Source organism: Mesobacillus campisalis, from assembly GCF_000986785.1.
GTDB classification, from domain to species: Bacteria; Bacillota; Bacilli; order Bacillales; family Cytobacillaceae; genus Mesobacillus_B; species Mesobacillus_B campisalis.
This window is the reverse complement of the sequence record NZ_LAYY01000021.1, coordinates 1-12,685: the sequence shown is the minus strand read 5'-3', so window position 1 is coordinate 12,685 and position 12,685 is coordinate 1. Positions and strand designations below refer to the sequence as shown.

Here is a 12,685-nt window from a genome sequence, read left to right as displayed (position 1 = left end):
TTCCATGAGGGTGATGGAGGCCGCTTTGGGGAGGAAAGAGGAAAAAAGGTCCTCCATGAGTGTGATGGAGGTCCATTTTGGGTAGGGGAGAGGAAAAATGGTCCTCCAAGAGGGTGATGGAGGACCGCTTTGGGGAGGGAAGAGGAAAAAAGGTCTTCCATGAGGGTGATGGAGGACCGTTTTGGGTAGGGAATAGAAAAAAAGGTCCTCCATCAAGTAAATGGAAGCCCGTTATTGATAAAAATAAAGAAATAAGGTCTATCATTGCTAAAAAAATCGCAAAAAAAGATTGCACTTCACCGATCCTATATGATAATATGAAAAAGTCGTCTAAGAGAGATATGAAATTTGTCGAACGAGAGACGGTTTACGAGTTTGCCAGTGGGTAAATTCAATATAGAAGTTATTAAATTAATAAAGAGCCATTAGCTCAGTCGGTAGAGCATCTGACTTTTAATCAGAGGGTCGAAGGTTCGAGTCCTTCATGGCTCACCATGTTTTTTAACATGGCCCCTTGGTCAAGCGGTTAAGACACCGCCCTTTCACGGCGGTAACACGGGTTCGAATCCCGTAGGGGTCACCATTTTTACATAAATTAGCTCGGCCCAGTAGCCCGGCAAAAAAGTTCATACGGCTCAGTAGCTCAGTCGGTAGAGCAGGTTGCTAACCTCTCTGAGACAGCTTCTGCGGTAACCTGCGAGAAAGACCGAAGGTCTTTTGAGCAAAGGACCCGCACCAACTCTTAAGCGGGATAAAAACTTTATAAGGCTCAGTAGCTCAGTCGGTAGAGCAAAGGACTGAAAATCCTTGTGTCGGCGGTTCGATTCCGTCCTGAGCCATACAAAGAAGGAATGCGTACATGGCGCATTCCTTCTTTGTTTTTATGCGCTGTTATATAGCTGTAATATACATCCTTTCGCTCTTTTCAGACAAAGATTCAGCTTCAATCAGCAGCTGAATTCTTCAATAAAAGCGGTATTCCCTTAGGATCTTGGACCTTTCGACTAATTTTCCCAGGAACATCTGACATTTAACTCTCTCTCTTCTTGCAAGAAATTTACAAAAACAGGTCAGAAAATGTCAGTAATTATACATTTTTGTTACATAACAATGCATCGTCCGATTTTTCAATTCATTTTATGTTAAGGTATAGGGGTGTTGTTTATAAATCTATTAGTCTATTGGTACTAGTCCCTTGTTCGTGTACCGCAGGAGGATATCATGGGAAATTTGAAGAAGAAGCTGCTCGGTTTACGGGGCAAGATGGCCGTTCAAATAAAACCGGTGTTTAGACAGGTTGCCGCTGCGGCAATGGCTGTCACTGCATTAACAGTCGGAACAGGAAATATAGCTGCAGCAGAAAAGACGGACCTTACAACGGTTTATCATGTATATGTAGAGAATAAATTTGTGGGTACCGTGGCTGACAAAGGCCAGGTTGAAACCTTGCTTGAGGAAAAAACCGCTGCCATGGAAGAGATTTATGAAGGAATTGAGCTTGAAGCTGGAAAAGAACTCTCCTATGTTTCGGAACAGGTTTTCCAGTCTGTCTCACAGGCAGATTCAGATGAGGTCATCCAAAAGCTGGACAGCGAACTTAGCATACAGGCGAATGCCTATGCCCTTGTGATTGGTGAAAAGGAAGTCGCCTATGTCAAGGACCAGGAGTCAGCAGAAAAAGTGATCCGCAGCCTGAAGCTGGATTATGTAACAGAAGAGCAGCTTGCAGAGCTGGAGGAGCGCCAAAAGAATCCTAATTATGCATTACCCGCTTTAAAGGAAAATGAAACTCGGTTATTAGACGTTTCTTTGAGTGAAGAAGTTTCAATGACCGAAGCAAAAATTGATCCGGAACAAATTTTAAGTGTTGAAGAAGCAGTCAATCTCTTTAAAAAAGGCACACTGGAAGAAAAAAGCTATAAAGTTCAGCCGGGGGATGCTCTGAGTTCAATCGCGAGCAGCCATGGTCTGACCCTCAAGCAGCTGGTCAGCCTGAATGCCGGAATGACAGAGGACTCGGTGATTAGGACGGGCCAGGAACTCAAGGTTACCTTCCATCAGCCGTTTGCGGAAGTGATTGTCAGCAAGGAAGTTTACGAGACAGAAGAGGTGCCTCATGAAAAGGAAGTGATCGAGGATGCTTCCATGTTTAAAGGCGACACAAAAGTGAAACAGGAAGGAAAAGACGGCGTGAATGGCATTACATATGCGGTTTCCGAACGAAATGGCAAGGTAACTGAAAAGAAGGCCATTCAGACAACCGAGATACATACTCCTGTAAAGGAAATTATCATCAAGGGAACAAAAGTGGTAGCTTCCCGCGGTGAAGGAAACTTTGTATGGCCTGCAGGTGGAGGGTATGTCTCCAGCCAAATGGGATACCGCTGGGGAAAAATGCATAAGGGAATTGACATTGCGAGACCAAGCGACCTTGGCATCAAAGCGGTCGATAACGGTAAAGTGGTTTCCGCCGGATACAATAATGGCGGATATGGAAACAAGGTCGTCATTGACCATCAAAATGGCTATCGCACCGTATATGCCCATCTTGCCTCCATCTCGGTTAAGCCCGGCCAGACGGTCCAGCGCGGATCAAAGATTGGCGTAATGGGCAGAACAGGCGATTCTACCGGAGTCCATCTGCATTTTGAAGTTTATAAAAATGGAAAGCTTGTCAATCCGATGAGTGTTCTCAAACGATAGAAGGAAAGCCTCTAGACTCTGTTGACTAGAGGCTTTTCAATATTTACCAGTAAATTGGCAATAAGAAGTTTCCTAGTTAACCATCACAGGAATTCAGTTTTTGCTGTTAATGAAGTAAAATAGATAAGATAGGTCTTTTTTAAAAAAACTTCAATATTTAAATAGACATTAAATGGGAAAAGGAGAATGGACATGCAAAAGAAAATTCTCGTAGTTGATGACGAAAAGCCAATTGCAGATATCCTGCAATTCAACCTAAAAAAAGAAGGCTATGAAGTGCATTGCGCCTATGACGGCGATACCGCTCTTGAATTGGTGGAAGAAGTCCAGCCGGACATCATCCTGCTTGATATCATGCTGCCGATGCGTGATGGAATGGAAGTCTGCCGTGAAGTCCGCAAAAAATATGAAATGCCGATCATCATGCTGACCGCTAAAGACTCAGAAATCGACAAGGTTCTGGGGCTGGAGCTTGGAGCAGATGACTATGTTACAAAGCCTTTCAGCACAAGGGAACTGATTGCACGTGTAAAAGCCAATTTGCGCCGCCACCAGCAGGTTGCAGCCAAATCGGAGGATGAAGTGGAGTCCAACGAAATCACCATCGGTTCTTTGACCATCCATCCGGATGCCTATGTGGTCTCCAAGCGCGGGGAAACGATTGAACTGACACACCGCGAGTTCGAGCTTCTGCACTATCTGGCAAAGCATATTGGCCAGGTAATGACCAGGGAGCATCTTCTTCAGACGGTATGGGGCTATGATTACTATGGCGATGTGCGGACGGTAGATGTGACGGTACGGCGCCTGCGCGAGAAAATTGAGGACAACCCGAGCCACCCAACCTGGATTGTGACACGCCGTGGAGTGGGATACTATTTGCGCAATGAGCAGGAGTAATTCAATACGATGAAAAAAGTTGGTTTTTTTCGTTCGATCCACCTTAAGTTTGTCATCATCTATGTGCTGTTAATCTTGATTGCGATGCAGATCATTGGTGTTTACTTTGTCAGGCAGCTCGAAGACACGCTCATGACCAATTACCAGAACTCCCTGAAGCAGCGGGTAAATATGCTGGTTTACGATGTCGAGGAGGAAATGGTCAGGGAGCGCGGCAAGGAAGACCCTGCCAGGGAAGAGGATATCCGCGATATTTTACGAGATTATGTAGCCAAGGATATTTCGGAAATCAGGGTGATTGACGGCAGCAATTTCCGGATTCTTGGGACTTCCGACGACAGCAAGCAGGGAGTGGTTGGACAAAGGACGACAGAGCTGAAAATCAAACGTTCGATTCTCCTTGATAAGGAGGAAGGCAGCATTCAAGTACAGTCCGGTCGGCCAGTGTGGGTTCAGTCTACGCCCATCCATTCCGGCGGAGAAGTGATTGGCGCTGTTTATCTGATAGCCAAAGTAGAAAACATCTTTTCGCAAATGAAAGATATCAACCGGATTCTATTTACTGGGACAGGAATAGCGCTTATCCTAACTGCCCTACTGGGAATTTTGCTTGCCCGTACCATCACAAGGCCGATAGCGGACATGAAGAAGCAGGCGCTCGCGATGACTAGAGGCAATTTTTCGCGAAAAGTAAAAGTATATGACCAGGATGAAATTGGCCAGCTGGCCATGACTTTTAATGATCTGACCAAAAAGCTGCAGGAGGCAACGGCAACGACCGAGGGCGAGAAGCGGAAGCTGAGTTCAGTCATTTCCAATATGACAGACGGTGTCATTGCGACGGACCGCAAAGGAAAAATCATCCTGATTAACGAACCGGCTGCCAATATGCTGGATGTTTCACGTGAAACAGTCCTGTCCGAACCGATTGTTTCGGTTTTGGGCCTTGAAGAGGACTATACACTGGAGGATTTGCTTCAGGAACAAGAATCGGTCATTCTCGACTACAGCACAGCGAGCGAGCCGTTTGTTCTACGGGTCAATTTCTCCGTTATCCAGAAGGACAGCGGGTTTGTAAATGGCTTGATTGCGGTGCTCCATGACATAACCGAGCAGGAAAAGATTGATATGGAGCGGCGCGAGTTTGTTGCAAACGTATCGCATGAATTGAGGACTCCTTTGACCACGATGCGGAGCTATCTTGAAGCGCTGGCTGAAGGGGCCTGGAAGGATGAAGAAATAGCCCCGGTATTCTTGCAGACGACCCAGACCGAGACGGAAAGAATGATCCGCCTGGTCAACGATTTGCTGCAGCTTTCGAAAATGGATAGTACGGATTACCGGCTTTCAAAAGAATGGGTTGATTTCCCGATTTTCTTTAACCGGATCATTGACCGTTTTGAATTTACAAAAAATCAGAACGTAACCTTTATCCGCAGGATTCCTAAGGATGCTATCTTTGTCGAAATTGATGAAGATAAAGTCACCCAGGTTCTTGATAATATCATCTCAAATGCGATGAAGTATTCACCTGAAGGGGGAAGGATCACCTTCCAGGTGAAACAGGAAGAAAGCAGGATTACCATAAGCGTGTCAGATGAAGGGGTTGGAATCCCTAAAGATAATCTGACGAAAATATTTGACCGCTTTTACCGGGTTGACCGGGCCAGGTCGCGCAAGCTAGGCGGAACAGGACTTGGGCTCGCCATTGCCAAGGAAATGGTTACGGCTCATGGCGGCGAAATCTGGGCAGAGAGTGTGGAAGGAAAGGGAACCACTATATCGTTTACCCTTCCATATGACGCAGCAGAGGATGATTGGTCATGACATATGAAAATATCAAAACAGCTATCTTAACCATTCTCATCGTTCTTAGCGCTATTCTTACCTGGAATATTTGGACCTTCCAGCCGAATTACGAAATGGTGGAAAATGAGAAGACGGTGAATGAAGTTACAATTGGGGCCAAAAAGGAAATTAATAAAATTGTGAAGCCTCACCAGGTGATGTACCATCTTGACGGGATAACATATGGAAGCATCCGCAATAGTGAGATAGATAAAATCGTGGCGATGATCAGCAAATGGAAGTATTACGATGTGGCGAAAACTCCGGAAAAAGGCATTGAGCTTCTAAACAGGCTGTCGGAGAGAGACCATACAGAAATCATTTTTCCGGAAGAAGTTCCCGTAGAGCTGTACCGGAAAGTGCTGAATTTTGAAGACAGGGACCTTCCCAAATTCGAGTTTGACCGTATCTTGATTCATTCGGAACCAGGCGGGCAGGAAGCGTCCATTTACTTTTACTCTTCAAAGAACCAGAATGCCTATAAAAGCAATGTAAGCCTGACGGCTGTTTCCGAGTTTGTAGATGAGTTCCAGGCTAAGGGCGGCCGGCAGAATGAGTATTTTGCTTATCAGCTTCATAACGGGAAGAATATTTATCTGCCTGTTGAGCAAACCGAAATGCTGAAATATACGTATTACCGCAATCCTATTGAGCCCGAAATGCTTAAGGAGGCCTTGTTCAGAGACCCGAGCTTCGTCCAAAGGAGCTCAGTACCGGATGGGGAAGAGTATGCCGATGAAGCCAGCAAAATGACAGTGGACCGCAATACCAGCATGATCTACTATATCAATCCATTAAAGGGGAATGACGCGGTGATCGGGACCTCCAACCTTGTCCAGAAAAGCATCGATTTCGTCAATGCGCATGGCGGCTGGACAGACAATTACCGCTATGTGTACAAGGATGATTTTAACCAGAGGGTCATTTTCAGGATCTACAGCAAGGAAGGCTATCCTATCTTTAACCAGCTTGGCATGTCGGAAATCCTCCAAGTATGGGGGCAGAGTGAAATCAACCGGTATATCCGCCCAAGCTTTCACCTGGAGCTGCCGTTAAACCCGGAAATGAATAATTCAGTCAAGCTGCCTTCCGGCCGGGAGATTGTAGAAATCCTTGAACAAAAGGCGGATTTGAAGCCTGAATTGCTTAAGGATATTTCACCTGGCTACTATATGACCCGGGATTCCGAGGACTCTTCGCTCGTCTTCCTGGAGCCGGGCTGGTTTTACCAGTACGATGATGTTTGGCGCGAGCTGGTTTTGAATGGGGGTGAGGTAAAAAATGGATTGGAGCAGAATTAAAACCATTTTTATCATCTCTTTCCTTCTTCTTGATATCTATTTGGCCTATCAGCTCATCTCCACAAGGGATGAAGCCAACTATGAATTTATGAAAGAAGCTTCGCTTGAAGAAAAACTGAAAAACGATGATATCACGTATAGCGGGTTGCCGCAGGAACTGGTGAAAGAACAGTATGTGAGTGTAAAGCAGAAGGTTTTCAAGCCGGAGGACCTGTCACCCAACCAAGTCCAAAAGCTTGGCAGCAGTGAAGGAGCCATTATTACAGGCTACCTGGAGAATCCAGTGGAATTGACGGGCAAGTTTAATTCCGACGAGTTTATCGCTGCGGTCCGAAATGATATCAAACATGCTGATCAGTACCGATTTTGGGAAAAGAACGACGATGAAGGCACGATTACGTATTACCAGCAGTACGAAGGCAAAACAATGTACCATAACCTGAATGCGAAACTCACTTTCTTTATCAATGAGCAAAACGAAGTGGATACCTTTGAACAAACCTTTTTGGAAGTGATTGAAGAGCTTTCGGACGAACAGGAAGTCCTGGCTCCACTTAGTGCGATTGAAACGCTTTATAAAAGAGGCTTTTTGAAACCGCGGACCGAAATCACCAAAGTGGAACTCGGCTATTCAACACTCGTACAGCTCACGGCCTCACAGGTTCTTGCCCCGACCTGGAGAATCGTCGTAAATGGGGAAGAGAACCTGTTTGTCCATGCCTTTGAAGGCCAGGTCATCCAGTTGGACAGCAGTGAAAACCAAACAACGGAGTGAATAAATATGACTTTGCATTTTAGTGTTCTCGCCAGCGGGAGTACGGGAAATGCGATCTATGTGGAGAGTGGAAACCAGCGCTTTTTGGTCGATGCAGGATTGAGCGGAAAGCAGATGGATGCTTTATTCGCCCAAATCGGCCGGGAAATGAAAAATCTTTCGGGAATCCTGGTGACACATGAGCACAGCGACCATATCAAAGGTCTTGGGATCGTTGCCCGTAAATATAAGCTGCCGATTTATGCGAATGAAAAAACATGGAAAGCGATGGACGGACTGATTGGGGAAATCCCGGTTGAACAAAAGTTCACGTTTGACATGGAGACAGTCAAAACCTTTGGCAACCTTGATATTGAATCTTTCGGAGTTTCCCATGATGCGGCAGAGCCAATGTTTTATGTTTTCCACCAGGATGGCAAGAAGCTTGTCCTGATCACCGATACAGGCTATGTAAGCGATCGGATGAAGGGGATTATCTCCGATGCGGATGCCTATGTATTTGAGAGCAACCACGACGTGCAGATGCTGAGGATGGGCCGATATCCATGGAACATAAAACGGAGGATCCTTGGCGATTATGGCCATGTTTCCAACGAGGATGCGGCGCTTGCCATGAGTGAAGTGATTGGCGACAAAACAAAGAGGATTTACCTGGCCCATTTAAGCCTCGATAATAACATGAAGGACCTGGCAAGGATGTCGGTGGCACAGACGCTTGAAAGCCGGGGAGTCGTCATTGGCGAACAGGTGGACCTTTATGATACAGATGCGAAAATACCAACGGACCTGACAGCGGTATAGGTTTTATCGTGATTATAATCAGGGAAGAGAAGAAGGGAAATATTCCTTTCTTCTTTTTTTTACACTTATTGCAGGGGGTTATTAATTAAAAATCTTATTCGCAGAGAGTATAATAAAGATGGATGGAATAGTACATATTTATGAAATTGAAAGGACTGAGAGGATTTGGGCTATTATGATAATGACCACACGCGCAATCAGCGGAAAAAGGGAAGCAGGGGCGGCTATTTCCTCACTTCCCTCGCTGGAGCTCTTATTGGCGGCTTATTAATTATTTTCTCTACGCCGCTGCTTTCCGAATATGGCTTGCTGCCTTATAAGGTGGAGCCGCAAAATGGCTCCGCGCAGCCTGACTCCCGTGATGAATCCCCGGGTGAGTCGAAAAACATCTCGGTGGATGTCGTGACAGAGGTTACTAAAGCCGTTGAAAAGACGGGCAGTGCTGTAGTTGGGATTACCAATATTCAAACCGGGGGCGGCTTCTGGTTTGGCAGTGCCCAGGGGCAGGAGGCTGGCACAGGTTCAGGTGTGATTTATAAAAAAGAAGGAGATAACGCCTACGTGGTGACCAACTACCATGTTATCGAAGGGGCGAATGAGCTGGAAGTGAGCTTGAGCGATGGCACGAAGGTCCCTGCCACCCTTAAAGGCGGAGATGAGTGGACCGATTTGGCCGTGCTTGAAATTTCCGCAGAAAACGTCGAGACGGTCGCGGAGTTCGGCGACTCTGACAATCTCAAGATAGGCGAACCGGCCATTGCGATTGGAAACCCGCTTGGGCTGCGTTTCTCCAACTCTGTAACACAGGGGATCATCTCGGGATTGGAACGGGCAATCCCGGTGGATATCAACCAGGATGGGCAGCCTGACTGGCAGGCGGAGGTGCTTCAGACAGATGCAGCCATCAACCCTGGGAACAGCGGCGGTGCCCTTATTAATATCGATGGACAGGTAATCGGCATCAATTCGATGAAAATTGCCCAGTCGGCCGTTGAGGGAATTGGGCTTGCGATTCCCATCAACTATGCAATCCCGATTATCGAGGACCTTGAGGAGCACGGAACAGTAAAACGCCCATATATGGGAATCCAGCTTGGCTCGGTCAACCAGATTCCGGAGCGTTACCAGCAAAGCGAATTGAACCTGCCTAAGGACGTGAATTATGGGGTCGCTGTACTGGATGTGACGGAAAACTCTCCGGCACAGGAAGCAGGCCTGCAGGCTTACGATGTCATTGTCGAGCTTGACGGAGAGAAAATCGAGGATGTCGTTGCACTTCGAAAGCACTTGTATAATGAGAAGGAACCTGGAGAGGAAATGCAAATCAGCTTTTACCGTGATGGCAAGCTCCAGGAAACGACGATGACGCTGGTCGAGGATAAAATGACGATCGAGCAATAGGAGGACAGGATGGGCAGAGAGGAGACTCTCTGCCTTTTTTGCGGGCAGAAAAAAGAGTGAGGATGCTCCGGTATGATAAAATGGTCTGTGGATAAATTAAAAATAGCTTAAAATTACATGATGGGAGAATGGGACAAAATGACTTATTGCTGTGAGGAACATGTAGAATTGGCGCTGGATGAAGCGGTAGATGAACTGGAAACCGCTCCTCAGCTGGAGAAGCTTGAGGCTGTGGAAAACCACCCTTTTAGCTGTGGATACTGTGGAAAACCTGCTGTATATATTGTGGGGAACGAATGATCGCCTACTAAATGTGGATACAGATGTGAATATGTGGATAACTATTGTGGATATGTTGTTTGTAAGTTGTTTGTAACCTGTTCGTAAAGTGGGGATAATGTATGAATTTGTCGATTATTGCTGTCGGAAAGTTGAAAGAGAAATATTTAAAACAAGGGATTGAGGAATACGCCAAGCGCCTGAACAGCTACGCAAAGCTTGAAATGGTTGAAGTGCCTGATGAAAAGGCACCTGAGGAACTGAGTAACCTGGAGATGGAGCAAGTCAAACAGAAAGAAGGCGAGCGGATTTTGTCGAAAATTAGCAGCGATGTCTATGTCATCGCGCTCGCCATCAACGGCAAGCAGAAATCGTCCGAAGAGCTGGCCGACAGCCTTGACAAACTGGCCACCTATGGAAAAAGCAAGGTGGCCTTCGTGATTGGCGGCTCGCTCGGACTGAGCGATGAAGTCCTGAAGCGGGCAGATGAGCAGTTAAGTTTCTCAAGGATGACCTTCCCGCACCAGCTGATGAAACTGATTTTGGTTGAGCAAATCTATCGGGCTTTTCGGATTAATCGGGGGGAGCCGTATCATAAGTAAATGAGGGTATGAATCCTACGAACTACTAAAGCAGGCAAATTAAGTTGTCCTACAGTATAGGATATTTTAATTTCATGAAAGGGAAAAGGATGTCTGGGTATAGAGACATCCTTTTTGCACTGAACTTATTTTGTATAGTTATCGAAGTAACCTTGAATATAAACTATTGGTGTTCCTTTGTCTCCACTACCTGAGGTTAAATCAGATAATGATCCAATTAGGTCTGTTAGTTTACGAGGTGTAGTACCTTGCGCTTCCATTGCACCAACCAGGTCTTCTTTTTTATTTTGAATGTACTCAGAAATAGCTTGTTTTAACTCTTCCCCTTGAAGATGAGAGAAGTTGTTATCTGCCAAGTATTTTAATTTCACTTCGTTTGGAGTACCATTAAGGCCTTTAGTGTAAGCAGGTGACACTACTGGATCTGCAAGCTCCCAAATTTTCCCGACTGGATCTTTGAATGCCCCATCGCCATAAACCATTACTTCAACGGTTTTACCTGTTACTTCTTTAATTTTTGCCTGAATCTCATCTACGATTGGCTGACAGTTGTTTGGAAATAGTTTTACGCTGTCTTCAGTTGCTTTATTTGATCCAAGTAGACCATAAGCCTCATTAAAGCCGCTGCCATTAATTGATTCTGAAAGAATATCATCAAGTCCATATACTTTTTCAGCGCCAGCGTTTGTTAAAAACCGTTTTGTTCTTAAACGTGAGTGTATATCACAAGTTAAAACATTCTTTGTATAATCCAAAATGGTTTTTGGGTTGTTTGAGAAAATAACCTCGCACGCTGCACCTTCAGCCTCAATCAGGGATTTATAGTATTCAATGTAGTCAACACCTGTAAATGGATGCTTGTTAAAACCGAAATGTTCACGGAATTGGGCTTCAGTTAATACATCTGTCCAAGGATTTATACCTTTAACGTCTAGTTCATCAATATCTACAAGGTGGTTTCCGACTTCATCAGATGGATAGCTTAACATTAAGACTATACTCTTTGCCCCTTTTGCTATCCCTCGTAAGCAGTTTGCAAATCGATTACGGCTAAGAATTGGAAAAATGACACCGATTGTATCGTCATCGAATTTTGCGTTAACATCTGTAGCTATATCGTCAATTGTCGCATAGTTTCCTTGTGCACGAGCGACAATGGATTCAGTTATTGTTACAATGTCACGATCCTCTATCGAATAGCCTTCGATTTTTGCTGCATTTATTACTGTATCAACTACGATTTGTTCAATATTATCTCCTTTGTTGATGATGGGACTGCGAAGCCCACGAACTAATGTTCCAACGGCTCTTGTCAATTTAATCTCTCCTCTAAATCGAGTATATTTTATAAAGAATTATGTACTTATGTTTAAACGTTACGAGTTTACTATACACTTCTAAAGTGATATAAGTAAAATTAATATATGTAATAGCCGGTATAAGGAGAATTTATATGATTGGAAAGTTGGATTTATATCGTATTTTTAACGTCGTTAGCCAAAATAAAAGTTTTTCTAAAGCAGCACAGGAATTATATATGACACAATCTGCAGTTAGTCAAGCTATCATGAAACTTGAGGATGAATTAGAAATACAGCTTTTCTATCGAACATCAAAGGGTGTGGTATTGACAAACGAAGGAAAACTATTAAATGAGCATATTAATTCAGCTATAGGAATGATTAATGTAGCAGAAGAAAAAATATTGGAATTTAAAACATTAAGGACTGGACAATTGCGTATCGGCGTTGGAGATACCATCTCCCGCTATTTTTTATTACCTTATTTGGAAGAGTTTCATACAAAATACCCTGGAATCAAATTAAATATATTAAATGGAACCACAACAGAAATCTGTGAATTTATTAAAAATGGAAAGGCAGATGTGGGGATATGTAATTTGCCAATCTATGACGACCACCTTCAAGTGATACCATGTAAAGAAATTCAAGATATTTTTGTCTGTGGAGAAAAATTTAAAAGGTTAACAAATAAAGCGGTTAGTTTAGAGTTTTTAATGAAGATGCCACTTATTTTTTTAGAAAAGAAATCGAATTCACGTATGTTTGTAGAAA

The 12,685-nt window shown here is 44.5% G+C and carries 12 protein-coding genes and 3 tRNA genes; 14 read left to right on the top strand and 1 reads right to left on the bottom strand.

All coding sequences use genetic code 11. From position 1 onward, the window contains the following. The first annotated feature begins 77 nt into the window (after window positions 1-77). The 13 genes from WQ57_RS16995 to rlmH all read left to right on the top strand — a co-directional run bounded on the left by WQ57_RS16995 (window position 78) and on the right by rlmH (window position 10,610). A complete protein-coding gene (locus WQ57_RS16995; protein ID WP_046524961.1) occupies window positions 78-389 on the top strand; it encodes a hypothetical protein in 312 nt (103 codons plus the stop codon). Between the two features lie 30 nt (window positions 390-419). Next, window positions 420-495 (top strand) — tRNA-Lys (locus tag WQ57_RS16990). Window positions 496-508: 13 nt separating this feature from the next. Continuing rightward, window positions 509-583 (top strand) — tRNA-Glu (locus WQ57_RS16985). 183 nt (window positions 584-766) lie between these two features. After that, window positions 767-839, top strand: a tRNA-Phe gene (locus tag WQ57_RS16980). 382 nt (window positions 840-1,221) lie between these two features. Next, window positions 1,222-2,703 (top strand): M23 family metallopeptidase, encoded by a 1,482-nt coding sequence (locus WQ57_RS16975; RefSeq protein WP_084820309.1) that lies wholly within the window; start codon window positions 1,222-1,224, stop codon window positions 2,701-2,703. Window positions 2,704-2,895: 192 nt separating this feature from the next. Continuing rightward, window positions 2,896-3,603, top strand: a complete 708-nt coding sequence (gene yycF / locus WQ57_RS16970; RefSeq protein WP_046524960.1) for a response regulator YycF — start codon at window positions 2,896-2,898, stop codon at window positions 3,601-3,603. Window positions 3,604-3,612: 9 nt separating this feature from the next. Continuing rightward, window positions 3,613-5,430 carry a cell wall metabolism sensor histidine kinase WalK gene (gene walK / locus WQ57_RS16965; RefSeq protein WP_046524959.1) on the top strand — a complete coding sequence of 606 codons (1,818 nt, stop codon included), beginning with the start codon at window positions 3,613-3,615 and terminating at the stop codon, window positions 5,428-5,430. After that, complete coding sequence (locus WQ57_RS16960; protein WP_046524958.1) at window positions 5,427-6,752, top strand: YycH family regulatory protein; 1,326 nt, start codon at window positions 5,427-5,429, stop codon at window positions 6,750-6,752. Before walK ends, WQ57_RS16960 begins: the two co-directional genes overlap by 4 nt. Next, window positions 6,733-7,527 carry a two-component system regulatory protein YycI gene (locus WQ57_RS16955; protein ID WP_046524957.1) on the top strand — a complete coding sequence of 265 codons (795 nt, stop codon included), beginning with the start codon at window positions 6,733-6,735 and terminating at the stop codon, window positions 7,525-7,527. Before WQ57_RS16960 ends, WQ57_RS16955 begins: the two co-directional genes overlap by 20 nt. A gap of 6 nt (window positions 7,528-7,533) precedes the next feature. Beyond that, entirely contained in the window at window positions 7,534-8,328 is a 795-nt protein-coding gene (locus WQ57_RS16950) for an MBL fold metallo-hydrolase (protein ID WP_046524956.1), read from the top strand. A 165-nt stretch (window positions 8,329-8,493) separates the two neighbouring features. Continuing rightward, window positions 8,494-9,729, top strand: a complete 1,236-nt coding sequence (locus WQ57_RS16945; protein ID WP_046524955.1) for a S1C family serine protease — start codon at window positions 8,494-8,496, stop codon at window positions 9,727-9,729. 138 nt (window positions 9,730-9,867) lie between these two features. Then, on the top strand, window positions 9,868-10,029 hold the full coding sequence (locus WQ57_RS25950) for a CxxH/CxxC protein (RefSeq protein WP_064537378.1): 162 nt from the start codon (window positions 9,868-9,870) through the stop codon (window positions 10,027-10,029). Between the two features lie 101 nt (window positions 10,030-10,130). Further along, window positions 10,131-10,610 carry a 23S rRNA (pseudouridine(1915)-N(3))-methyltransferase RlmH gene (rlmH, locus tag WQ57_RS16940; RefSeq protein ID WP_046524954.1) on the top strand — a complete coding sequence of 160 codons (480 nt, stop codon included), beginning with the start codon at window positions 10,131-10,133 and terminating at the stop codon, window positions 10,608-10,610. A 125-nt stretch (window positions 10,611-10,735) separates the two neighbouring features. Here rlmH and WQ57_RS16935 read toward each other — a convergent pair whose 3' ends face one another. After that, on the bottom strand, window positions 10,736-11,926 hold the full coding sequence (locus tag WQ57_RS16935; RefSeq protein ID WP_046524953.1) for a coenzyme F420-0:L-glutamate ligase: 1,191 nt from the start codon (window positions 11,924-11,926) through the stop codon (window positions 10,736-10,738). Between the two features lie 137 nt (window positions 11,927-12,063). Here WQ57_RS16935 and WQ57_RS16930 point away from each other — a divergent pair. Further along, window positions 12,064-12,685: LysR family transcriptional regulator (locus WQ57_RS16930; RefSeq protein ID WP_046524952.1), on the top strand; the 622-nt coding region annotated here is incomplete at its 3' end.